At 72.8% G+C, this 22,312-nt stretch carries 21 protein-coding genes, 1 tRNA gene and 1 pseudogene; 9 read left to right on the forward strand and 14 right to left on the reverse strand.

Annotated features, from left to right (window positions below):
* Positions 1-110 precede the first annotated feature (110 nt).
* Positions 111-659, forward strand: coding sequence for a hypothetical protein (locus ACN261_RS06470; protein ID WP_421484412.1), 549 nt, complete (start codon positions 111-113; stop codon positions 657-659).
* A gap of 137 nt (positions 660-796) precedes the next feature.
* Complete coding sequence (locus ACN261_RS06475) at positions 797-1,492, forward strand: hypothetical protein (protein WP_421484413.1); 696 nt, start codon at positions 797-799, stop codon at positions 1,490-1,492.
* Between the two features lie 30 nt (positions 1,493-1,522).
* Here the strand turns inward: ACN261_RS06475 and ACN261_RS06480 are convergent, their stop codons facing one another.
* The 5 genes from ACN261_RS06480 to ACN261_RS06500 form a co-directional block, all read right to left on the reverse strand.
* The gene (locus tag ACN261_RS06480; protein ID WP_425848924.1) at positions 1,523-1,957 is read right to left on the reverse strand and encodes an ASCH domain-containing protein; all 435 of its coding nucleotides are present in this window, start codon (positions 1,955-1,957) and stop codon (positions 1,523-1,525) included.
* Positions 1,958-2,015: 58 nt separating this feature from the next.
* The gene (locus ACN261_RS06485; protein ID WP_088643226.1) at positions 2,016-2,435 is read right to left on the reverse strand and encodes a VOC family protein; all 420 of its coding nucleotides are present in this window, start codon (positions 2,433-2,435) and stop codon (positions 2,016-2,018) included.
* A gap of 35 nt (positions 2,436-2,470) precedes the next feature.
* Positions 2,471-2,875, reverse strand: a complete 405-nt coding sequence (locus ACN261_RS06490) for a helix-turn-helix domain-containing protein (protein ID WP_088643227.1) — start codon at positions 2,873-2,875, stop codon at positions 2,471-2,473.
* Positions 2,876-2,986: 111 nt separating this feature from the next.
* Positions 2,987-4,051 carry a hypothetical protein gene (locus tag ACN261_RS06495; RefSeq protein WP_425848928.1) on the reverse strand — a complete coding sequence of 355 codons (1,065 nt, stop codon included), beginning with the start codon at positions 4,049-4,051 and terminating at the stop codon, positions 2,987-2,989.
* Between the two features lie 173 nt (positions 4,052-4,224).
* Positions 4,225-4,301 (reverse strand) — tRNA-Thr (locus tag ACN261_RS06500).
* A 365-nt stretch (positions 4,302-4,666) separates the two neighbouring features.
* On the opposite strand from ACN261_RS06500, the gene ACN261_RS06505 reads away from it, so the two are divergent.
* Positions 4,667-5,758 (forward strand): ABC transporter ATP-binding protein, encoded by a 1,092-nt coding sequence (locus ACN261_RS06505; protein WP_204924671.1) that lies wholly within the window; start codon positions 4,667-4,669, stop codon positions 5,756-5,758.
* Positions 5,759-5,845: 87 nt separating this feature from the next.
* Here the strand turns inward: ACN261_RS06505 and rlmB are convergent, their stop codons facing one another.
* Positions 5,846-6,991 (reverse strand): 23S rRNA (guanosine(2251)-2'-O)-methyltransferase RlmB, encoded by a 1,146-nt coding sequence (gene rlmB / locus ACN261_RS06510; RefSeq protein ID WP_421484417.1) that lies wholly within the window; start codon positions 6,989-6,991, stop codon positions 5,846-5,848.
* Positions 6,991-8,406: a cysteine--tRNA ligase gene (gene cysS, locus ACN261_RS06515; protein ID WP_425848933.1), complete on the reverse strand. Its 1,416-nt coding sequence runs from the start codon at positions 8,404-8,406 to the stop codon at positions 6,991-6,993. The genes rlmB and cysS overlap by 1 nt, the downstream gene beginning before the upstream one ends.
* Before the next feature lie 252 nt (positions 8,407-8,658).
* Between cysS and ACN261_RS06520 the strand changes: the two genes are divergently transcribed.
* Both ACN261_RS06520 and ACN261_RS06525 read left to right on the forward strand, forming a co-directional pair.
* Positions 8,659-9,327 (forward strand): IclR family transcriptional regulator, encoded by a 669-nt coding sequence (locus tag ACN261_RS06520; RefSeq protein WP_420119378.1) that lies wholly within the window; start codon positions 8,659-8,661, stop codon positions 9,325-9,327.
* 367 nt (positions 9,328-9,694) lie between these two features.
* Positions 9,695-10,993, forward strand: a complete 1,299-nt coding sequence (locus tag ACN261_RS06525; protein WP_425848936.1) for a hypothetical protein — start codon at positions 9,695-9,697, stop codon at positions 10,991-10,993.
* A gap of 161 nt (positions 10,994-11,154) precedes the next feature.
* On the opposite strand, the gene ACN261_RS06530 is transcribed toward ACN261_RS06525, so the two are convergent.
* The 3 genes from ACN261_RS06530 to ACN261_RS06540 form a co-directional block, all read right to left on the reverse strand.
* Complete coding sequence (locus ACN261_RS06530; protein ID WP_363650595.1) at positions 11,155-12,846, reverse strand: S8 family serine peptidase; 1,692 nt, start codon at positions 12,844-12,846, stop codon at positions 11,155-11,157.
* Between the two features lie 89 nt (positions 12,847-12,935).
* Entirely contained in the window at positions 12,936-13,625 is a 690-nt protein-coding gene (locus tag ACN261_RS06535) for an HAD family hydrolase (RefSeq protein ID WP_425848939.1), read from the reverse strand.
* 191 nt (positions 13,626-13,816) lie between these two features.
* Positions 13,817-14,779: an EamA family transporter gene (locus ACN261_RS06540; protein ID WP_421484422.1), complete on the reverse strand. Its 963-nt coding sequence runs from the start codon at positions 14,777-14,779 to the stop codon at positions 13,817-13,819.
* Positions 14,780-14,856: 77 nt separating this feature from the next.
* On the opposite strand from ACN261_RS06540, the gene ACN261_RS06545 reads away from it, so the two are divergent.
* Complete coding sequence (locus ACN261_RS06545; protein WP_421484423.1) at positions 14,857-15,405, forward strand: CGNR zinc finger domain-containing protein; 549 nt, start codon at positions 14,857-14,859, stop codon at positions 15,403-15,405.
* Here ACN261_RS06545 and ACN261_RS06550 read toward each other — a convergent pair.
* From ACN261_RS06550 to ACN261_RS06560, 3 genes and pseudogenes are all read right to left on the reverse strand, one after another.
* Positions 15,362-15,943, reverse strand: coding sequence for a GNAT family N-acetyltransferase (locus ACN261_RS06550; RefSeq protein ID WP_421484424.1), 582 nt, complete (start codon positions 15,941-15,943; stop codon positions 15,362-15,364). The genes ACN261_RS06545 and ACN261_RS06550 overlap by 44 nt on opposite strands.
* A 90-nt stretch (positions 15,944-16,033) precedes the next feature.
* A complete protein-coding gene (locus ACN261_RS06555; protein ID WP_421486938.1) occupies positions 16,034-16,243 on the reverse strand; it encodes a DUF397 domain-containing protein in 210 nt (69 codons plus the stop codon).
* Positions 16,240-17,051 (reverse strand): annotated as a pseudogene (locus ACN261_RS06560) (helix-turn-helix domain-containing protein). The gene ACN261_RS06555 and the pseudogene ACN261_RS06560 overlap by 4 nt, the downstream one beginning before the upstream one ends.
* Before the next feature lie 836 nt (positions 17,052-17,887).
* On the opposite strand from ACN261_RS06560, the gene ACN261_RS06565 reads away from it, so the two are divergent.
* Complete coding sequence (locus ACN261_RS06565) at positions 17,888-18,136, forward strand: hypothetical protein (RefSeq protein ID WP_363651081.1); 249 nt, start codon at positions 17,888-17,890, stop codon at positions 18,134-18,136.
* A 108-nt stretch (positions 18,137-18,244) separates the two neighbouring features.
* On the opposite strand, the gene ACN261_RS06570 is transcribed toward ACN261_RS06565, so the two are convergent.
* Entirely contained in the window at positions 18,245-19,645 is a 1,401-nt protein-coding gene (locus tag ACN261_RS06570) for a class II fumarate hydratase (RefSeq protein WP_425848943.1), read from the reverse strand.
* A 230-nt stretch (positions 19,646-19,875) separates the two neighbouring features.
* On the opposite strand from ACN261_RS06570, the gene ACN261_RS06575 reads away from it, so the two are divergent.
* Entirely contained in the window at positions 19,876-20,205 is a 330-nt protein-coding gene (locus ACN261_RS06575; protein WP_425848945.1) for a hypothetical protein, read from the forward strand.
* 183 nt (positions 20,206-20,388) lie between these two features.
* Positions 20,389-22,296, forward strand: a complete 1,908-nt coding sequence (locus tag ACN261_RS06580) for a hypothetical protein (RefSeq protein WP_425848947.1) — start codon at positions 20,389-20,391, stop codon at positions 22,294-22,296.
* Positions 22,297-22,312 lie beyond the last annotated feature (16 nt).

The raw sequence follows: 22,312 nt of genomic DNA on the forward strand, positions 1-22,312 counted from the left end.
TACACCCGGGAAAAGAGAAGGGATGGAGCGGTTCCATGGCACGACACTGGCCGAACGGAGGAGGGGCCCTGCCCAGGGAACCGATTGACGTCGATACACGTCCCATCGGGATGAGATCATCCGCCCTGGTCCTGGCCGCCGTCACGACCGCCGCCGCCCTACTGACCGGCTGCTCAGCGACCGAACCGGGAACCCCTGCGCCACCAGCGGCCACGACCGCTCCGCCCGTCGACGGGACCACCACCCCAGGCACCCCGACCGGGGCCGGGAACCCGTCGACCGGTATCCCCGGCGACCCCGGTGCCCGGGGGGCCGGCGCGGAGCGGGTCACCCTGACCCGCTCCGGCGGCTTCGCCGGCAACCGGGACACGGTGACCGTCGAGCCCGACGGCCGGTGGACCACGACCGACCGGGCCGGCGCGACGCGCACCGGCCGGCTCGACGCGGCGGCCCTCGACCGGCTCCGGATGCTCGTCGGCCCGGCCACCCGCGACCATGCCGGCGTCCCGTCCGACGACGGCTGCGCCGACACGTACCGCTATCAGCTCACCGTGGGGGCGACCCGCGTCGACTGGACCGACTGCCCGACCGGCCCGCGACCACAGGACGCCACCCGGGAACTGGCCGCGCTGCTGCTGAAAACCACCACCACCGGCTGACCACGAGGGCGTCCCCCACGGCCGGCCAGCGGTCGGGTCGCCGGTGGCGCGGCTCACGGCGGCCTACCCCGGCGGACGCCACCACGGGGTGACACTGGTCGGATAACCTACCCGCTCCGATTCACGCGAGGAGCGTCGTGCCGAAGAGACGACCCGCCGGTCCGTGCCACCGGCTCGGCCCGACCGTTGCCCACCGCCCGCCGCACCCGACCGGCCCGCGGCTACGCCCCGGCCTACCGCGCACGCCCGGTCCGGCCGGCCCGCGCCGGACGCTCGGTCGGATCGGGTTGCTGCCGGCGATGGTCGCCACCCTCCTGGCCACCGGGTGCGCGGTCGCCGACGTCGAACGCGCCTCCGCACCCACCCCGACACCTGTGGCGCGGACGTTACGGACCCCGGACACCCTGCTGGGGCTGCCCCGCTCGGGTACCCCACTGCCCGCCGGGCTGCCCCGGTTCCGGCTCAACGAGCTGACCCGCGAGGCCACCCCGGCCACCAGCACCGTCGAGGGGGTCTACGGGCGGGGCCGACCCACCCCGGAGACGATCGTGGTGAGCGCCGTCTCGGGCACCGTCACCGACCCGCAGGCCACGCTGGCCAGGCTGCTCAAGCCGTACCGGATCCCGAAGATCCGGTCGGTGGAGTTCGGCAGGTACGGCGGCGAGGCCCGGTGCGGGCGCGGACGGACCGCCGACGAGGGCCACCTCACCGCCTGCGCCTGGGCCGACCCGGAGGTCGCCGGGGTGGTGGTCTTCCTGACCGCCACCAAACAGCCGGACCGCAAGGAGGATTTCCTCACCATCCGCGACGAACTGGAACAGCCCACCGGCTGACCGGCCCGCCACCGTCCCGGCCGCGGCGGGTCAACCGGTGACGCCCGGCACCACCCGGAAGCGTTCGACGACGGCGAGGGTGTCGTCGTCCACCCGGAACCCGGGGTCACCCAGCCAGCCCAGGTAGTCCGGCCCGTGCCAGTACTCCTCGTGGCCGGCCCGCCAGGCCGCCACCGAGTCGTACCCCTCCCCCTCGTCGCGGGCGTGGTCGAGGTCGACGTCGCCGAGCCGGACCACCCGCACCCCGGTCACCTCGATCACCGCGACCGGCCGGTCGGCGGAGTCGACCACCACCGACCGGTCGCCCACGGCCGGCAACGGCTCGCCGTCGCGCTCGTAGTCCTGCAGCAGGCCCGTGGTGGAGGTCTTCGCCCCGCTGAGCACGGCGGCCACCAGCTGGTCGCGCAGCGGGCCGGGGAAGGCGAACTCGCACTTGGGCAGGTCGGTAGGGCTCGGTGTGTTCACCGGGCGACGGTAGCCCGGCGACCACACCGCCCGCACCCGCGATACCGGCGACGCCGGGTCAGGCCCGGGGGAACATCTGGCCGATCCGGATCCGGTTGCCGAACGGGTCCCGGATGCCGAAGTCGATGCCGTACGGGCGCTCGGTCGGCTCGTCGGTGATGTCGACACCCTTGGCGACCAGGTCCTCGTACGTCTTGTGGGCGTCGTCGGTGGTGATGCTCAGCCACCCGCCGATCGCGCCCTTGGTCAGCAGCTCCCGGACCTGCTCGGCGGTCGCCGGGTCCAGCGCGGGCGGGCCCGGCTTCTCCAGCAGAACCTCCCGCTGCGGGTCGCCGGGCACGTTGACCGTCAGCCATCGCATGAAGCCCAGATCCTGGTCGGTGTTGACCTCGAAGCCCAGCTTGCCGACGTAGAAGTCGAGCGCCTCGTCCTGGTCGAGGACGTAGAGCTGGGAGCGGGTGATCGCGTTCATCGTCATGCCCGGAACGCTATGCCAGGCCGCTGACCTGCCGCTTATCCAAAACTGCTGGGCCTGGTCCAGGCTTTGGTGAAGCAACTCGGCACCGTCGCGTCGCCGGCCGACCGGCGGCTGCGGTACTCGCTGGGTGACTCGCCGACGATCTGCCGGAAGGTGCGGCTGAACGAGCCGAGACTGCTGAACCCGACGGCGAAGCAGATGTCGGTGACGTCCCGGCCGGTCTCCACCAGCATCGACATCGCCCGCTCCACCCGACGTCGTTGCAGGTAGCGGTGCGGGGTCTCACCGAAGGTGGCCCGGAAGGTGCGGATGAAGTGCGCCTCGGACACCAGCGCGATCCGGGCCAGTGCCGGGATGTCCAGCGGTTCGGCGTACGCCCGGTCCATCGCGTCCCGGGCCCGCAACATGGCCCGGTTCGACTGCTCCACCGCACGACTCATCGGCCCCCGCCCCCGTCGTCCCCGTTCGCGCCGACCAGGCTACCCAGCCGGACCGACAAGCGTGGTCCCGCCGCGACCGGCGACGGCGGGCCCTGCGGAGATCCGGAACGCTCAGCAGCCGCTCCACCGGACCGGGAAGGAGACCTGCAGGCCGGCGGCCCGGCCGACGACCAGACCGTTGTCGGCGATCGCCTCGGCGACGACGCGGGTCACCGGGTCCGAGACGACGCTACGCAGCGGCACCCGGCGATCAAGGTGATCGACCTCCGAGTAGGAGAGCAGGCTACCGGTGGCGTTGACGCCCGTCATGGCGATCAATCCCGGCCTGACCGGCGTCGCCACCCCGGTACGCAGGTCCCAGCGCACCATCTGCTCGTACTGCCCGTCCGCCGTGTCGGCGACCTGGCCGACCGCCCAGTTCCCCCGGGCCGCCCGTACCGTCGACTTCACCGCGCCGGGCGCGGTGAGCCGGTCGACCCGCCCGTCGGGACGACGCACCCAGGCGACGGGCGGCGGGGTGACTCCGCGCCCGGCGGCACCACGCGCCCCGGCATCGTGCGACGAGCGGTCCTCCTCGGCGGGGACCTCACCGACGATGGTGCCGTCGTCGAGAATCGCCACCGGTATGCCGCCGGGCTCGAGAACCTCGACGGTGTCCGGCTGGTCGACCGGCCAGAGCAGGGTCACCGGTTCCTCCAGGTAACCGCCGTAGCCGACGATGTCCCCCCGGCTGTTGACGGCCGTGACATAGCCGCCGATCCCGTTCGGCGGCAGGGGCAGCCATTCCACCCGGCCGTCCCGGTAGCGCCACGGTCGGTTGCCGGTGCTGGTGGAGCTGTCGCCGACCAGGACGCCGTGCCGGTTGACGGCCACCAGCAGTCCGGGTGACCTCGTCAACACGGTGACGCGCGGGCCGTCCCACCGCAGCAGCAGCGACTCCTGCCCCTGATCGGTGGCCCGCCTGCCGGTGCCGACGATGAACCGGCCGGCCGGGTCGACGAGCATCGCGTCCCAGGCCAGGCTCGCGCCGGCCGGCAGGGGCAGCGGATGCATCATGCAGGCCGAGGCGCTGTCAGTCCTCGGCGCGGCCGTCGCGACGCCGGGTGCGACGAGCATCGCCGCCAGCAGACCGGCGGTGAGGAGGGTGCGCAGCCGACGCGGGGCGATAAGGATCATGAGGCAGTCCGTCTCAGCCGGTGGGGTGGGGGTACTCCCACTCAACCAGCTCGATGCATCCACCGGAAGCGACCATTCGGTCACGCAGCGCGGAGGTGGCAACCGGAGCGTGCGCCCGGCCGCTATCGACGGATCGACAGGCGGCAACGCCAGTGGCGGCCGTGCTGTGGAATTGGAGCCCCCGGCCGGGATCGAACCGGCGACATCTCGCTTACAAGGCGAGTGCTCTGGCCAGCTGAGCTACAGGGGCGCGTGTTGCGACGTCAGCATAGCGACTGACGTCGGGAAATCCCGGCCGGCAGGGTCCCCGAGCATGGAAAACGTCAATCTTGTGCCCGCGCCACCGACGAATCGACGCGCCGGGACCCCGTCAGGCGAGGGGATTGATGCCCGGCCGTGCCCGCCTGACCGAAATGCGTATGCCGTCCGTCCCACTCGGTGTATCCCGTCTTGGCACAGCTGGAAATCCCGTTTACCGTGCAGTGACACGGATGACACCCGGGGCCGGCGAAGGCTGACCCCGGACGGGGTCCGCGGGTCGGCACCGTGGGTGCCGACAGCTCCTTCACTCGGATCGTCCGGCACGTTCCTGCCGGTGAAAGGAAGCGCACCACCATGGCTACGGTCACCTACGCGAAGGCGTCCCGGATCTACCCGGGCACCGAACGCCCCGCCGTCAACCAGCTCGACCTCCAGATCGGCGACGGGGAGTTCCTCGTCCTGGTCGGCCCGTCGGGTTGCGGCAAGTCCACCAGCCTGCGGATGCTCGCCGGCCTGGAGGACGTCGACGACGGCGCGATCTACATCGACGAGCGGGACGTCACCCACCTCCCGCCGAAGGCCCGCGACATCGCGATGGTCTTCCAGAACTACGCCCTCTACCCGCACATGTCGGTGTACGAGAACATGGCGTTCGCCCTCAAGCTGCGCAAGACCCCGAAGGCCGAGATCGACCGGCGGGTCAAGGAGGCGGCCGGCCTGCTCCAGCTGGAGGAGTACCTCAGCCGCAAGCCGAAGGCGCTCTCCGGTGGTCAGCGCCAGCGGGTCGCGATGGGCCGGGCGATCGTCCGCGAGCCGCAGGTCTTCCTCATGGACGAGCCGCTGTCGAACCTCGACGCCAAGCTCCGCGTGCAGACCCGTACCCAGATCGCCTCGCTCCAGGCCAAGCTGGGCATCACCACGGTCTACGTCACCCACGACCAGGTCGAGGCCATGACCATGGGCCACCGGGTGGCGGTCATGCTCGACGGCGTCCTGCAGCAGGTGGACACCCCGCGGGCGCTCTACGACACCCCGGCCAACGTGTTCGTCGCCGGCTTCATGGGCTCCCCTGCCATGAACATCAAGACCGTTCCGCTGAACGAGCGGGGTGCGGCCTTCGCCGAGATGCACATCCCGCTGACCCGCGAGCAGGTCGAGGCGGCCCGCAGCGAGGGCGGCGACAACCGGGTCACCGTCGGTTTCCGCCCGGAGGACTGCGACCTGGTCAGCCCCACCGAGGGCGGCATGCCGGTCGTGGTCGAGCTGGTCGAGGACCTCGGTTCGGACGCCAACGTCTACGGCCACGCCGCGCTGGAGGGCCACGAGGAGCGTTTCGTGGTCCGCACCGACCGGCGGAACATGCCGAACATGGGTGACACCGTGTTCGTCAAGCCGCGCGCCGGCCGCAGCCACGTCTTCAACGCGGCCACCGGTCACCGCATCTGATCCATCGCACGACGAAAGGGGCGGTCCGCTTCGGCGGGCCGCCCCTTTCGTCGTGTCGTCGTCCCGGTCGCGGGTGCCCGCGCCGGATCAGCCTTCCGCAGCGCGGCGGCGGGCCACCTCGGCGAGGGTGACGGCGGCGGCGACGCTGGCGTTCAACGACTCCACGTCGGAGATCATCGGGATGCTGACGGTCAGGTCACACGTCTCCCCGACCAGCCGGGACAGCCCGCGCCCCTCGGAGCCGACCACCACGACCAGCGGGCCGACGGCGGCCTCCAGGTCGTACAGGTCGGTGTCGCCGTCGGCGTCCAGGCCGACCACCATGAAGCCGGCGTCCTGACACGCCTTCAGCGACCGGGTCAGGTTGGTCACCTGCGCGACCGGCACCCGCGCCGCCGCGCCGGCACTGGTCCGCCAGGCGGTCGCGGTGATCCCGGCGGCCCGCCGCTCCGGTACGAACACGCCCTGGGCGCCGAACGCGGCGGCGGACCGGATCACCGCGCCCAGGTTACGCGGGTCGGTGACCCCGTCCAGCGCGACCAGCAGCGGCGCGGGCTGCTCCAGGGAGGCCGCCAGCAGGTCCTCGAAGAGTTCGTAGGCGAACGGCGGCACCTGGAGGCCGACCCCCTGGTGCAGCACACCGCCGGTCATCCGGTCCAGTTCGGCCCGGCTGATCTCCAGGATGGCGATGCCCCGATCGGCGGCCGTACGGGTGATCTCGTTGACCCGGTCGTCGGCGTCGATGCCCAGCGCGGTGTAGAGCGCGGTCGCCGGCACCTGGGCGCGCAGCGACTCCAGCACCGGGTTGCGGCCCACCAGCAGCTCCGGGCTGTCCCGCGACGGGTTGGACTTGCGCCCCGGCGCGACCCGGGGACCGCTGCGGCCCGCGCCCGCGCCACCCCGGCCGCCCGCGCCGGACCGACCACCACCGCCGGCCCGGACGGGGGCCACGCCCCGGGTGCCCCTGCCCCAGGTGGTGTCCTTGGTGCCCGGCTGGCCGATCTTGGGAGCGCGACCCTCCTCGGCCGCCGCCCGGCGCTCCTTGTCCTGCTTCCAGGCGGTGCGCTGGGGCAGCTTCTCGGTCCCCGAGTACGCCTTGTGCCAGGGACGCTCGTCGGCGGGCAGTGTCTTGCCCCGCCCCGCGAGGGAGTCCTTGTTCTTGCCGCCGGAGCCCTTGGGGGCACCTGCCTTCGACGTCAGTCGCCGGCCACGGCGCTGCGAGTTGCCGGCCATCAGTCCTGCTCTCCAATAGTCCAACGGGGGCCCTGCGGGGTGTCCTCGACCACCACGCCGGACTGCTTGAGCTGGTCGCGTACGGCGTCCGCGGCGGCCCAGTCCTTGCGGCTGCGGGCCTGCGCGCGCTGCTCCAGGGCCAGTGCGACCAGGGAGTCCACCACGCCCCGCAGGTCGTCGGCGCGACCGCCACCGGTCCAGGCCGGGTCGAGGGGGTCGACGCCGAGGATATCCAGCATCGCCCGGGTGGCGGCGAGGGTGGTGCGGACCGTCACATCGTCGCCCTCGGCCAGCGCGGTGTTGCCGTCCCGCAGGGTCGCCTGGAGGACGGCGAGCGCGGCCGAGGTGTTCAGGTCGTCGTTCATCGCGGCCACGAACCCGGCGGGCAGCTCACCGAGGTGCCCCGCGCCGACCCGTTCCACGGCCCGCTGGACGAACCCCTCGATCCGCCGGTACGCCACCGCGGCCTCGCGCAGCGCGTCCTCCGAGTAGTCGATCCGGGACCGGTAGTGCGCCGCCGCGTAGTAGTAGCGCAGCTCCACCGGGCGCACCCCGAGCGAGTCGACGTAGTCGAGGGCGAGGGCGTTACCGAGCGACTTGCCCATCTTGGCCCCGCCGATGCTGAGCAGCCCGTGGTGCACCCACCAGCGGGCGAAGGGCAGCCCGGCGGCCTGCGACTGGGCGATCTCGTTCTCGTGGTGCGGGAAGGTCAGGTCGAGCCCGCCGCCGTGGATGTCGAACTCCGCGCCGAGGTACCGCAGGCACATCGCCGAGCACTCGATGTGCCAGCCGGGACGACCCCGGCCCCACGGGGAGGGCCAGTAGGCGTCGGCCGGCTCGTCCGGCTTGACGCCCTTCCACAGCGCGAAGTCCCGGGGGTCCCGTTTGCCGCGCTCCGGGGCGTCCCCGGCGGACTGCATGTCGTCGGGCGACTGGCCGGACAGCGAACCGTACGCCGGCCAGGAGGACACGTCGAAGTACACGTCGCCGGACCCGTCGGTGGCCGGGTAGGCGTGACCGGTCTCGATCAGCCGGGCGATCAGCTCGTGCATCTCCGGGATGTGCCCGGTCGCCCGCGGCTCGTACGTCGGCGGCAGCACGTTCAACGCCTGGTACGAGCGGGCCAGGACCAGCTCGTTGGCGTACGCGATGGACCAGAACGGGCGGCTCTGCTCCTGCGCCTTGACGAGGATCTTGTCGTCGATGTCGGTCACGTTGCGGATGAAGGTGACCTCGAAGCCGGCGGCCGACAGCCAACGCCGCAACACGTCGTAGTTGACGCCCGAGCGAAGATGGCCGATGTGCGGCGGCGCCTGGAGGGTGAGACCACACAGGTAGACCCCCACCTTGCCGGCTTGCCGCGGAACGAAGTCCCGCACCGATCGGGCGGCGGTGTCATACAGGCGTAGCGTCACCGTACCAGGGTAGCTGTCCGTGCTTCCCCGGGTCGGCCCGAGCCGGGTCGTACGCTGCCTGCTGTGGAGACGACGGCGGCCCCCGACGAACCGGGCGACCAGGTGCCGGCAGGTGACGACCCCGGCCGCCGCATGCCTGCCGGTGGCGGGACCGACCCGCGCGTGCCTGCGGGTGGCGGGCCGGACCACCGGTCACCTGCCTTCGGCGACGCCGGCCAACTCCCGGCTGCCGGTGGCGGGCCCGGACCGCGCGTGCCTGCGGGTGGCGGGCCGGGCCTTCAGGTTCCCGCCGGGGGCGAGACGGCGCAGACCCTGGACCGGGGCCTACGCCTGCTGCACCTGGTGGCCGACGCGTCGGCCGGGTTGACCGTCACCGAGGCCGCCCACCGGCTCGGCATCGGCCGGGCCGCCGTGTACCGGCTGGTCGGCGCGCTGACCGGGCACGGGATGCTGCGCCGGGGCGGCGACGGCCGGCTGCGCCTCGGCGTCGGCGTGCTGCACCTGGCCCGACGGGCCCAGCCGCTGCTGGCCGAGGGGGCCCTGCCGGCGCTGCGGCGGCTCGCCGAGCAGACCGGGGCGACCGCGCACCTGACCGTGGTGGAGGGCGGCGAGGGGGTAGCCCTGGCCGTGGTCGAGCCGAGCTGGACGTCGTTCCACGTGGCGTACCGGCCGGGGGCCCGGCATCCGCTGGAACGCGGGGCCGCCGGGCGGGCCGTCCTCGCCGGGCGGGCCGGCCACGCGGGCCCGGTGAGCACCGCCGGGGAACTCCAGGCCGGGGCGTACGGGGTGGCCGCGCCGGTGCTCGGGGTGCCCGGCCTGGAGGCGAGCGTCGGGGTGATCTCGCTGGCCCCGCTGCCGGTCGACACGGTCGGCCCGCAGGTCACCACCGCCGCCCGGACGATCGCCACCGCCCTATCCTGACCGTCCCCGCCCTGACCCGCCCTGACCTGGCCTGGCCCGCCCTGACCTGGCCCGGCCCGGGCCCTGGCCCGGGGATGATCGACTCATCCGGGCCGAAACAGCGGTATCCGCCAGCCTCCACCCCACAACTTCGACCCACATGAGTCGATCACGCGCTCTCCCCCTCGGCTGTCCTCGCGGGTGAGGGCGTGGAGACCGAGGGGCGGAAGCAGGCGGGAGAGGATCGGGGCGCATCGACGGTGCGGGAACCGTGCATTACCACGCTGTGTCGTGCGGTGGGGGTTTGTCCACAGGGGGTGGGTCCACGGGCAGGGGCGGTTGTCCACAGGGGTTTCGGCGAGCGGCCGGGAGGTCCGACGCTGAGGTCATGCCACCTCGACCTCATCGCCCGGCAGCCCTCGTCGGGCAGGTTTTCCGGGGCTCCGACGCGATCCGCCAGGGCCTGCTCACCCGCCACCAGCTGCGCGGGGCGTCCTGGCTCCGGCTCGGCCACGACGTGTACGCCGATGCCCGTCTCGCCCGCGACCACGCCCTGACCTGCCGCGCCGCCCTCCTCCGGATGCCCGCTGGCACGCTCATCGCCGGTCCGTCGGCGGCGTACCTGCACGGGATCGAGCACGCCGCCGGCTTCGGTGACGAGGTGCACGTGCTCGTCCCCCGGGCGACCCGGGTCGGCTCCCAGGGGGCGGCCACGTCCGCCTCCCGCAGTGCCGCCCGTCGCACCGTCACCAGCGGCATCCGGCCCGACGCGGGCGGGGCCCGACGCGACGCGGCTGGTGGATGGCCCGACGCGGCTGGTGGATGGCCGGGCACGGCTGGCGGGTGGCCGGGCGCGGCTGGTGGATGGCCGGGCGCGGCTAGCGGATGGCCGGGCGCGGCTGGTGGATGGCCGGGCGCGGCTGGCGGGTGGCCGGGTTCCCCGGGCGGTATCCGGGTGCACAGCGTTGCCGCCCCCGGCGGGCCGGCCGCTCATCCCCGACCGCCCCTGCCCACCGCACCGGCGGTGCTCGCGGGCGGGAGGGACGGGCCGGCGACCCGGAACAGGCCGGGCCTCGGGGCGGCCGGGCCCGTCCCGCTCACCACGGCGACACTGACGGACGCTCTCACCCCGGCGGCCGGCCCTTGTCCGGCACCGCCCGTCCTACCCCGGTCGTCCCCCGCGCTCGCCGCCTGGGAGACGGCGGCCTGGCTGGACCCGGTCCGGGCGGTCGGCATCGTCGACTCGCTGCTCGGCAGGGGGCTGACCAGCCCGGCCGCCCTCGCCGAGATCGCCACGCGCTTCGCCGACCGACGGGGTGGGGTGCGGGCCCGCCGGGTCTTCGAGCTGTCCGATCCGGCCGCGCAGTCACCGCCCGAGTCGCACCTACGGGTACGACTCGTGCTGGCCGGCCTGCCCCGGCCGGTCGCGCAGCATCCCGTACGGCTGCCGTCGGGGCTGGTGCTGCACCCCGATCTCGCCTGGCCGGAGTTCCGGGTCGCGGTGGAGTACGACGGGCGCTGGCACAGCGATCCCGAGCAACTGCACCGGGACCGTCGCCGGCTCAACCACCTGATCGCCGCCGGCTGGACCGTTCTGCACGTGACCAGTCGCCGGCTGAGGGACGACTTCCCCGCCGTGGCCGGCGAGGTACGCATGGTCCTCACCCAACGCGGCTGGCGCCGATGATCCGCCCCCTTGGGCCGGTGTTGCGTTATCCCCTCACCCCGACACCGCAACATCGGCCCCGTCGCCGCAGAATCGACCCCGTCGCCGCAGAAGCAGAAGAGTCCGGATACGGAGAGGCCCGGACGACCGGGGTCGTCCGGGCCTCTCCCAGGGCCGTGGCGTCAGGGGTTGACGTTCGGCTTGAGCGGGCTGCGGACCGCCGCGTTGGCGTCCACGATGCCGTACCCGTAGAAGCCGTTGAAGTTCAGCGACCCGGCGCAGTACGCGTCGAACTCGGTCGACCGGCCCTCGTTGGCGTAGCTCTGCAGACGCGGCTCCGGGCAGGCGTGCTCGGTGGCGGTCCGGTAGAGGTGCTGCTCCACCTTGGCCGGTGCCAGGCCGTAGCCGTCCTTACCCTCCTTCTTGCCCCACTTGCTGACGATCAGCGCGGCGACCCCGCTGACGTGCGGCGACGCCATCGACGTGCCCTGGAGGTAGGTGTAGTAGCCACACTCCCCGGCGGTGGTGCACTGCTTGAACACCGAGTTCTCGAAGCCCGGCACGACGTTGCCGTTCTCGTCGACCGACCCCTCCTCCTGGAGCACCTTCTTCGGGTACGTCGAGAGGATCATGTTGGCGTCGGTCCGGTAGGTGTCGGTGCCGAAGCCGTCGCGGAACCAGCCACCCGGTGCGGCGACCGAGATCTGCTCGGTGCCGTAGTTGGAGTAGTCGGCCTTCTTGCCGGACGGGCCGATGGCGGACACGCCGATCACGTGCGGGCCCTCCACCGGGAAGTCCCAGCAGCTCTCGTTGTCGATCGGGCGCGGGTACGGGTCGGCGCCGTAGTCCGGGCTGGACACGTCGGTGCGGGGCGCGCCGAGGTCCTCGTGGTTGTTGCCGAGCGAGCCGACCAGGGTGACGCCCTTGTTGTGGGCGAAGTTCAGGGCCCGCTTCATCGCCTTGATGACGGCCCGCTGCTCGGCCTGCGACTCGGGCGAGTCAGCCGGGTTGGCGGTGCAGTTGTAGAGCCACGGGTCGACGTAGAACGACATGTTCACCACGTCGAGGCCGGACTTGCCGGCGTGCACCAGGGCGTTGACGACCGGGTTGAGGAAGAAGTACCCGGAGTCCTGGCCGCCCTTGAGCTCCACCAGCGAGACGTTCGGGGCCACGCCGGACAGGCCGAAGCCGTTGGCGGCGGCACCGATGGTGCCGGCGACGTGGGTGCCGTGCCCGCCGTCGTCGGTGCCGACCGGGTCGAGGCAGCTCGGCACCTCGCACGGGCCGTCGACCTCGGCGATGTCCGGGGCGAAGTTGCGCGACAGCGCCCAGTTGAAGTTGGGCGCGAGATCGGGCTGGCTGGCGTCGACGCCGGTGTCCAGGATGCCGACGGTGACCCGCTTGTCGCCCGGCATGACCTTGCGGGCCTTGTCGGCCCCGATCATGGTGAGGCCCCAGAGCTTGTCGTCGAGCGGGTCCAGCTTCTTGCCCTTGGCGTTGGCCGCCGCCTTGGCCGCCTTCCTGGTCTCGGTCAGCAGGTTCTCCTGCGCGACCCGGTCCAGCTTGGGCTTGCGGCCGATGGCCCGCTGCTCGGCCGCACCGACCAGCGCGGAAGCGGCGGTGACCCGGCCGGCGAAGTCGGCCCGGTCGCTGGTGACCTGGTAGAGACCGACGTCGTCCGTACGGGACACGACGGTGCCACCGGCGGCACGGATCGCGGCGATCGCCGCGTCCGCCGAAACGCCGTCCTCGGCCACCACGGTGAACGTCCGGCTGGTGGTCGGCCCGGCGTTCGCCGGGACGGTCAGGCCGGTCACCGTAAGTGCCAGGGCCGCCGCGGTCGCGACGGCTCCGGCGGTGAAGCGCTTGCTCACCACATCAGATCCTCTCGTTGAGGGACGTGGCAGCCATCCCATAGCACCGGCGACGATTCCGCCAGATACAAATCCGAATTCGTCCCGCATCAGGCATTCGTCGGTTGCAGGCTGCGTAGCGCCGCCGGCAGATCGGTGAGCACGCGCACCTCGGCGTCGGGGCGTACCCCTTCGGGGAGGGGGAGTCCGGGCCGGTTGAGCCAGATGCCGCGCATCCCGGCCTGCTGGGGGCCCAGCACGTCGTGGGCGATCGAGTCGCCGACGTACGCGATCCGTTCCGCCGGCACCCCGGCGGCGGCGACGACTGCGGCGTAGAACGCCGGGTCGGGCTTCTTGGGCAGGCCGCCCTCGTGGGCGTACAACTCGAAGGCGAACTGCCCGGGCAGGCCGCAGCGTTCGGCGCGGCTGTTGCCGTTGGTGGCGTAACCGAGGGTGAAGTCGGCGCGCAACGCGGCCAGCGCCGGCACGGTGTCGGGATACGGGTGGCTGAGCTCGTACCGGCGGGCGAAGAAGAGTTCGGCGAACTCGTCGAGCTGACCCACCAGCCCGGCCCGGTCGAGGGACCGGGCCAGCGCGGCCCGGCGGATCTCCATCACCGGCGCGGCGGTCATCGACCCGAACACCGCCTGCCAGTCGGACTCCACCTCGGCGAAGGTCACCCCCGCCGCCACCGGCGTCTGTCGACGCATCTCCTCCAGTACGGCCACCAGGGCCCCGGTGACCGCCGGGCGCAGGTCGATCAGGGTCTCGTCGGCGTCGAACACCACCACGCTGAGCATGTCCGACACCCTCTCACGTTCGTCGCACCCGGCCACGCCGAGCAGGCCACCACCCGCCCACGCCGGGCAGGGCGCCACCCGCCCACGCCGAGCAGGCCGCCACCCGCCCGCGCCGGGCAGGGCGCCCCCGGCCACGGCAGCGCCGGGCAGGGCGTCGCCCGGTCACGCCGAGCGGCGATCAGTGGGGCGGCTCAGGTCAGTGCCGGCTCGTCCGTCCGGGCCGCCGCCTGTTCGGTGCGGCCCGCGCGCAACTCGTCGAGGCGGACCAGCGCCACCCCGGCGACGATCAGCGCGCCCCCGGCGAGCTGCACCGGCACCGGTAGCTCGCCGAGCACCAGCCAGGCGATGAGCACCGCGAACATCACCTCCGTCAGCCCGACGAACGACGACAGCCGGGCGCCGAGCAGGCGCGTCGCGGCGATCCCGGTCAGGTACGCCACCACGGCGGCCACCAGCGACAGCCCCACGATCGGGACGAGCCAGCTGGTGCGCTGCCCGGCGAAGTCGACCACGCCGAAGGTGGCCCGCAGCGGCAGCACCCCGACCAGGCCGAGCAGGGCGAGCACGGCCGCGCCGACGGCCATCCCACCACTGGCCATGGTGACCGAGGGGAGGTCGGCGTCGACCCGGGCGGCGAGGACGAAGTAGCCGGCCAGCCCGACGGCCGCGCCGAGGCCCCAGAGCACCCCGAGCGGATCGAGCCGGCCGGTACCGGTCAGGTCGAGCACCAGGACGAGCCCGACCAGGGCTGCCAGGGAACCGGCGACGGTGAGCCGGCGGGGGCGCTGCCCGTGCACCAGCCACAGCCAGCCGACCACGAGGATGATGCCGAGGTATTCCAGCAGCAGGGCGACCCCGACCGGCAGGTAGCGGACGGCGTTGAAGAAGCACGCCTGGGCGGTGGCGACGCCGAGCAGGCCGAAGACGGTGACCGGGCCGAGGTTGCGCCGCAGCACCCCGGCCCGGCCGCGCAGCGCGAGCACGGCGGGGACGGCCAGCACCAGGGCGGCCAGGCCGACCCGGGCGACCACGACGGCCTCGGCCGACCAGCCGGCGTCGATGAGCGACCGGGCGAAGGTGCCGGAGGTGGCGAACGTGACGGCGGAGAGCAGGGCGAGTGCCAGCCCGGTGCCGGCGGGAGATCGGTGCGGCATCGGGACTCCTCCGACGTGACATCAGCAAAGTAGGATTACGCCGATGACGCTAGCCGTCGACGACGACAGGGGTCAAGTTGCTTTTCGCCCATGACACGGAGTGCGGGTTGATCGCCGCCGCCGCCCTGGTCAACACCGACAACCGGGACGGCGAAGGGCTGCCCGACATCGCCGCGCTGGACCGTTTCGTCACCGCCAACCAGTGGACCGGCCGACACGAGCACACCGAAGCCGAGCTGCGTGCCGTCCGCGCGCTGCGCCCCCGGCTGCGCCGGCTCTGGGACGACGACCCGGACACCGTCGTCACCGTGGTCAACGACCTGCTCCGCGAGTCCCGGGCACTGCCGCAGCTCATCCGGCACGACGACGAGCCGTACCACGTGCACGCGGTGCCCCGGGACGCCCCGCTGGCCACCCGGATGGCCGTCGAGGCGGCGATGGCCGTCGCCGACCTGGTCCGGGGTGACGAGCTGGGTCGGCTGCGGCACTGCGCCCACCCCGAGTGCGCCAACGTGCTGGTCGACCTGTCCAAGAACCGGTCCCGCCGGTTCTGCGAGGCGGGTTGCGGCAACCGGGTCGCGGTCAGCGCCTACCGGGCCCGCAAGGCGGCAGGTGGTCGACCCTGAGCAGCTCGTACTCCACCTCGCCGTGCTCCGTTCCGGCGATCGGGTCGGGCCAGTCGAGGTGGAAGGTGCGGACGTACCGCAGTCCGGCCTTCGCCAACACCGCCCGCGACCGTACGTTCACCGCCATCGTCTGCGCCCACACCCGGCGTACGTCCGGGATGGTGAAGGCGTGGTCGACCAGCGCGCGGGCGCCCTCGGTGGCCAGGCCCCGCCCCCAGGCCGCGCGGCGCAGCCGGTACCCCAGCTCCGGCCCGGTGCCGTCGTCGGACGGATCGAGCGCGAACCAGCCCAGGAAGGCACCGTCGACGGCGTCCTCGGCCGCCCACCGGCCCAGCCCCGGGTAGCGGTCGTAACCGGCGAGAATCCGGGGCAGATGCTCGTCCCGCACGGTGGCGGGCGGGGTGGGTCGACCGCCGGTGAGGAACCGCATCACCTCCGGGTCGCTGTCCAGCTCGACCAGTCGCGGCACGTCGTCGCCGGTGAAGCGGCGCAGCCGCAGCCGTGCCGTCGTCAGCAACACCCCGTCTGCGCCCGTCACGATCCGGATCATGCCGCCCGCGAGCCACCCGGTCGACCGGTTATCCCGGCGACCGGACCTGCGGCGACCGTCCGCCGCGAGCCGGTCCTGTCAGCGCGGCGGCGCGGCCACGAAGACCCGCCACGAGTACGCCGGGAAGGTGAGCACCGGGCCCGCCGGGTCCTTGCTGTCCCGCACCCCGACCACCCCGACCAGATTCGTCGCCACCTCGACACAGTCGTGGTTCTGGCTGCTGCGGGTGCTCTTGCGCCAGACCCGGCCGGTCGACCCGGGAACGGCGCGATCCGCCGCGCCGGTCAGTTCCACGACTCCGCCACCTCCCGCATCAACTCGATGGACTCCGCCGGGGGCAACGCCTCACCGAGGGTCGACTCCCAGACCTCCGCATCCGGGCCAGTACGTCGGGCTCGGTGAACTCCTGGGTGCGGACCTGCCCGCCGACACACCCCAACTCCATGCCGTCGGGCAGGGTCGCCAGCACGAAACCCCCGGCGAGTCCCGGGTACTCCCCTGCCGTGCCCGGCACCAGGTGCAACCGGACCCGGGGATGCTCCGTCGCCACCCGCGCGAGGTGCGCGACCTGCTCACCCATCACCTTCCGGTTGCCGACCTGCCGGCGCAGGGCGGCCTCGTCGAGGATCGCGACCACCTGCGGCGGCTGGTCGCGGTACAGCACCGCGTGGGTCTCCAGCCGGTCGGTCAGCCGCCGCTCCACCTCGGGCCCGTCGAGCAGCGCGCCGGCCTCGAAGACGGCACGGGCATACGCCTCCGTCTGGAAGAGACCGGGCACGTACAGCGGCTCGTACCAGCGGACCGCGCGCGCCTGCTCGATTAGCGCCCGCCAGCCGAGTTGCCACACCCTGGCCCGGTCGAGCGCGACCAGCTGGCTGAGCATCCGGCTGAAGATGCCGCCGGTGTCGAGGGCCTTGTCGACCAGTTCGAGGTACTTGACGGTGGGCGGCTGCTGGCCCAGTTCGATCGCGCTGACCATCGACGCCGAGTAGTTGACCGCCTTGGCGAGGTCGTCCTGGCTCCAGCCCCGCCGGGTCCGGGCCCGCCGCAGCTCGGCGACGAGGAAGGCCGCCGCCGTCATCCGCCCGTCCGTCATCTCCAGCCGCCCCCCACCGCGTCGACGATCGACTCCGACACCACGCCGACCAGGGACGCCGCTGACACAGGACAAGACCGGAAGCCGACAACAACCCTTCACACGGTAGTGGTTTCATCAGCAGACTGTGAAGTGCGACATCGACCGCTCTCCCTCCGGGCGGACCGGTGTCGCGGTGGGACGGCCCGCTCCCCGGCCGGCGGTCCCACCGCCGGGGGAGACGACCAGCCGACCCACCATGGAGGCGACGCGATGCCCCGGCTCACCTGGCGACACCGGCTTGCCCGCAGATTCCGACCCGCCCGGCTCCCCGAAGCGGCTCCACCCCGCCGGCCCGCTCCCCCGCCCGCCGGCCCAGTCACCCACCCGACCCCGACCCCGACCAGCGGACCGGGTGCTTGTCCGGCCGCGTCCCCGACCACCGGACCGGACGCCCACCCGGTCCCCTACCCGGCCAGCGGACCGGACGCCCACCCGGCCCCCTACCCGGCCCGCGGACCGGACGCCCACCCGGCCCCCTACCCGGCCCGCGGACCGGACGCCCACCCGGCCCCCTACCCGGCCCGCGGACCGGACGCCCATCCGGCCCCGGACACGGGAGCGGAGGTACCCCCGGGTACCGGGTCGGGCCCGCCCGGGTGGGAGGACATCACCATCTCGTTTCCCCGGGTGGGGCGGGTCGGTTGGCTCACGCTCGCTCAGGAATGGCGCGCCAACCGGGGACGCCGGTGAGCGCGGCGGCCGGTCCGGACGGGCCGCGCCGCACCGGTGGACCACCTGGACCACCCGACCCGGTCGGCCGGGGCGGGCCGGGGCCGGCGCATCCGCGCCCCCACCTGCCGCTGCGCCCACTCTGGCTGTGCCGGGTGTGCGCCGCGCCGTGGCCCTGTGGGACCGCCCGACTCACCCTCGTCTCCGAGTACGCCCACGACCGGGTCGCGCTCAACATCTACCTCTGCACGGTGCTGCACGACGCCGCCGCCGACCTGTACCGCCTCTATCCCGACACCGGCCCCGACCCGGCGGCCCTCTTCGCCCGTTTTCTCGCCTGGGTCCCCCGCACCCGCCCACCGACCGAGCCATGATCCACTCGCGGGGGCCGATGTAGCGCTATCAAATCCGCCTGACACCGCTACATCGGCCCACAGGAGTCGATCAAGCAGGAACGGGGTCAAGCAGGGGCGGGACCCCGGTCAGGGGTGGGTCATCCGGAGCAGGTCGAGGGCCTCGTCGAGCTGGGTCTCGGTGAGTTTGCCGGAGTCGACGTGCCCCCGGGAGATCACCACCTCGCGGATGGAGACCTGCTTCGCCAGCGCCTCCTTGGCGATCGAGGCGGCCTCGTCGTACCCGAGGTGGCGGTTGAGCGGGGTGACGATCGACGGCGACCCCTCCGCGTACGCCAGGCAGACCTCGGCGTCCGCGACCAGGCCGGCCACCAACCGGTCGGCGAAGAGCCGGCTGGACGCGGAGAGCAACTTGATCGATTCGAGCAGGTTGCGGCCCATCACCGGGAGCATCACGTTCAGCTCGAAGTCGCCCTGGCTGCCGGCGAACGCGACCGCCGCGTCGTTGCCGATCACCTGCGCGCAGACCTGCCGCATCGCCTCGGCGACCACCGGGTTCACCTTGCCCGGCATGATCGACGAGCCGGGCTGGAGGTCGGGGATGCGCAACTCCCGCAGGCCCGCCCGGGGGCCGGACCCCATCCAGCGTACGTCGTTGGCGATCTTGTAGAGCCCGACCGCGACGGTACGCAACTGGCCGGACGTCTCGACCAACGCGTCCCGCGCCCCCTGCGCCTCGAAGTGGTTACGGGCCTCGGTCAACGGCAGCCCGGTCGAGGCGCGCAGCTTCTCGATCACCTTGGCGGCGAAGCCCAGCGGGGTGTTGATGCCGGTGCCCACGGCGGTGCCGCCCAACGGCAGCTCGGCCAGCCGGGGCAGCGCCGACTCCAACCGCTCGACGCCGTAGCGGACCTGCGCGGCGTACCCGCCGAACTCCTGCCCCAGGGTGACCGGGGTGGCGTCCATCAGGTGGGTACGCCCCGCCTTGACGACCGTCTCGAACTCGGCCGCCTTCGCCTCCAACGCCTCCGCCAGGTGGCGCAGCGACGGCAGCAGGTCCTCCACCACGAACTGGGTGGCGGCCAGGTGGATCGAGGACGGGAAGACGTCGTTGCTGGACTGCGAGGCGTTCACGTCGTCGTTCGGGTGCACGTCGCGGCCCAGCTCCCGGGTGGCCAGGGTGGCGATCACCTCGTTGGTGTTCATGTTCGACGAGGTGCCCGAGCCGGTCTGGAACACGTCGATGGGGAACTGGTCGTCGTACCCGCCGTCGGCCACGTGCGCGGCGGCGGTGGCGATCGCCCCGGCGACGTCCGCGCCGATCACCCCCAGCTCGCCGTTGACCAGGGCGGCGGCCCCCTTGATCTGGGCCAGCGCCTTGATCTGGGCCGGCTCGATGCCCCGGCCGGAGATTGGGAAGTTCTGCACCGCGCGCTGGGTCTGCGCCCGCCACAACGCCTCGGCGGGCACCTCCACCTCGCCCATCGAGTCACGTTCGATCCGGTAGCCCGCTGCCTCTGGAGTCGTCACCCGTCCCATCCTGCCCCGCCCGGCGGCCACCCGCAGGGATGCTCCGGAGAAAGCAGACGGGACGAGAGCAGGCCGGGAACCCGCCTCGGCGGGCCGGTCCCGGAGCGTGGAGAGCACGACCGGCGGAGTTCGGCACTTCAGGACGCGGGAAGGGGCCGAAAGGCGAAGGCACGAATCCAGTGACGCAATTAAGATCATGGAATAATCAGTCGTCGACCGAAGGGTTCACGTTGCCGTTCAACGGGGGTTCCACCGGTGCCCGTTCCGGGTACCTGCGGCGCGTACCGCGCCGATTCCTCACCACGGGCCTCGTCGGCCTGCTCGCCGGGACCGGGCTGCCGGCCGTCACCGCCACGCCGGCAACCGCCGGCGTGACCCGCTACGTCCTGCCCACCAGCGTCAGCTACACCGACGCTCGGCAGCCCACCCTCGCTTTCCCCACCACCGCCGCCGACGTTCCCGTCGGCACGTGGCAGGCCGACGGGGTGAAGCACACCTCGCGCGCCTACTTCACCTTCGATCTCACCCCGTACCGGGGCAAGGAGATCATCGTCGCCTAGGTCGTCACCGGGGAGTCCTCGGTCGTCGACTGCACGAAGCCGCGCGAGCTGGAGCTGTGGCGCACCGACACCCCGACGGCCGCGCCCACCTGGAACACCGCGCCAGTCGTCCGGGAGAAGGTCGGCGACGTCGGCCCCACCGCGCCCTGCCCGGCCAGCTACCTGGAGCTGGGCGTCACCGACGTGTTCCGGCAGGCGGTCGCCGACGGGCGCGACTCGCTCACCCTGATGGCCCGGATCGTCGGTCACCACGAGGCCAACAAGCACTTCGGGCGACGGATGAACAAGCCCGGTGTTTCGCTGGAGGCCAACGCCGCGCCCGACGTGCCGGGCGGGCTGAGCGTCGCGGGCCTGGCCTGTGCCGACGGACTGCTGGTCGGCACCACCACTCCGGTCCTCACCGCCGAGGTGACCGACCCGGACACCGTGCCGCCGTACGCCGGGGACCAGGTGCGGGCCACCTTCGCCTGGTGGCCGGTCGACCGGCCCGCCGAGCGGACCGAATGGACCTCCTCCGCCTCGTACGCCCCGGCCAGGGTGCAGTACACGATGCCGAGTGGCCTGCTGGTCAACGGCGGAACCTACGCCTTCGCGGTCCGTGCCGCCGACGAGCACGCCGCCTCCGGCTGGTCACGGGAGTGCCGGTTCACCGTGGATACGGTCCGTCCGCCTGCGCCCACCGTGGCCTCCATCGACTACCCTGCCAGCCCGGGCTACCCCGGCCACGGCGGCCCGGGGATCGCCGGCGAGTTCACCTTCACCAGCGCCGCCGACGACGTCGCCGGATTCTGGTACGGCCGTTCCGGTCCCAGCACGTATGTCGCCGCCGGCCCCGGTGGCACTGCGACGGTCAGCTACGCCCCCGAGCGGTTCGGCCCGGACTGGCTCAACGTGCAGGCCGTGGACCGCACGGGCAATCGTTCGTCGCAGACCCGGTACGAGTTCACCGTGCGCAACACCGCACCGACGGTAACCGATGGTAACCGTGATGGCTGGCTCGGCCAGCCGCGCGATCTCACCTTCTCGCCGAACATGACGGACGTGGTGGAGTACGTGTGGTCGCTCAACGACGGTGCGGAGCGGACCGCGACGGCGGACGCCGCCGGGGTGGCCACGGTGACGGTCACGCCGACGGTGGTACGCAACACGGTGCACGTGCGTAGCCGTACCCGCGACGGGGTGCTCTCCGGCGACGCCGGTTACACGTTCTCCGTGCGTACCGCCCCGTTCGTCACCTCGGCGGACTGGCCGTTCGACGGGTCTCCCGGCACGGCGGCCGGCACCGAGGGCAGCTTCACGTTCACCCCGGCGATGACCGGCGTCACCGAGTACGTCTACGCGTTCGACTATGGCGACCCGCAGACCGTCGCCGCGGGAGCGGACGGCAGCGCGACGATCACCTACACCCCGGCCGACGCGGGGTACCACACGATCGAGGTGTTCAGCCGGACCGGCACCGGGGTGGAGTCGGAGCAGGTCAGCCTGGCGTTCTACCCGGCCTCGGTCGCACCGACCGTGTCGTCCGGGGTGTACCCGCGCAACACGGCCGGGGGCGGTCCGGGCGTGCCGGGCACCTTCGCCTTCGCCCCACACCCCTCGGTGACCGGGGTCACCTCGTACGTCTACCAGTTCCGGGGCGAGTCGGAGCGGACGGTGGCGGCGAACGCGGACGGCACCGCCAGCATCGAATGGACGCCGGCCACGTACGACAACGAGTACGGCGGCTGGGTGGAACTGCGGGTGTGGGCGCGCACGGCCGCCGGGACGACCACGGACGCACAGTACTACTCGTTCCGGGTCGACCCGCAGAGCCCGCTGGTCACCTCCGAGGTGTTCGGCTGGCAGGGCGGTGCCGTGGTCGGGCAGACCGGCGAGTTCGTGTTCACCGCCCAGCTTCCGGGCACCACGGAGTTCGTCTACTCGTTCGACGGCGGCGCGGAGGTCACCGTGGCGGCGGGCGCGGACGGCACGGCCCGGGTGAACTGGGCGGCGGACTCACCGTACGGCCACAGCCTGACGGTGCGCAGCCGCACGGCGACGGGGGTGGCGTCCGGCCCGGCGTACTACAACATCTTCATCGATCCGAGCTGACCCGACGGGTAGTACG

The organism is Micromonospora sp. WMMD723, from assembly GCF_049863385.1.
Lineage (GTDB): Bacteria > Actinomycetota > Actinomycetes > Mycobacteriales > Micromonosporaceae > Micromonospora > Micromonospora wenchangensis.

Coding starts and splice junctions, on each gene's coding strand:
- ACN261_RS06535 (WP_425848939.1), bottom strand. CDS start 13,625: ATGCTCAGCGTGGTGGTGTTCGACGCCGACGAGACCCTGATCGACCTG.
- ACN261_RS06490 (WP_088643227.1), bottom strand. CDS start 2,875: ATGAGTCGTGCGGTGGAGCAGTCGAACCGGGCCATGTTGCGGGCCCGG.
- ACN261_RS06485 (WP_088643226.1), bottom strand. CDS start 2,435: ATGACGATGAACGCGATCACCCGCTCCCAGCTCTACGTCCTCGACCAG.
- rlmB (WP_421484417.1), bottom strand. CDS start 6,991: ATGGCCGGCAACTCGCAGCGCCGTGGCCGGCGACTGACGTCGAAGGCA.
- ACN261_RS06540 (WP_421484422.1), bottom strand. CDS start 14,779: ATGCCGCACCGATCTCCCGCCGGCACCGGGCTGGCACTCGCCCTGCTC.
- ACN261_RS06470 (WP_421484412.1), top strand. CDS start 111: ATGAGATCATCCGCCCTGGTCCTGGCCGCCGTCACGACCGCCGCCGCC.
- ACN261_RS06495 (WP_425848928.1), bottom strand. CDS start 4,051: ATGATCCTTATCGCCCCGCGTCGGCTGCGCACCCTCCTCACCGCCGGT.
- ACN261_RS06505 (WP_204924671.1), top strand. CDS start 4,667: ATGGCTACGGTCACCTACGCGAAGGCGTCCCGGATCTACCCGGGCACC.
- ACN261_RS06525 (WP_425848936.1), top strand. CDS start 9,695: ATGCCACCTCGACCTCATCGCCCGGCAGCCCTCGTCGGGCAGGTTTTC.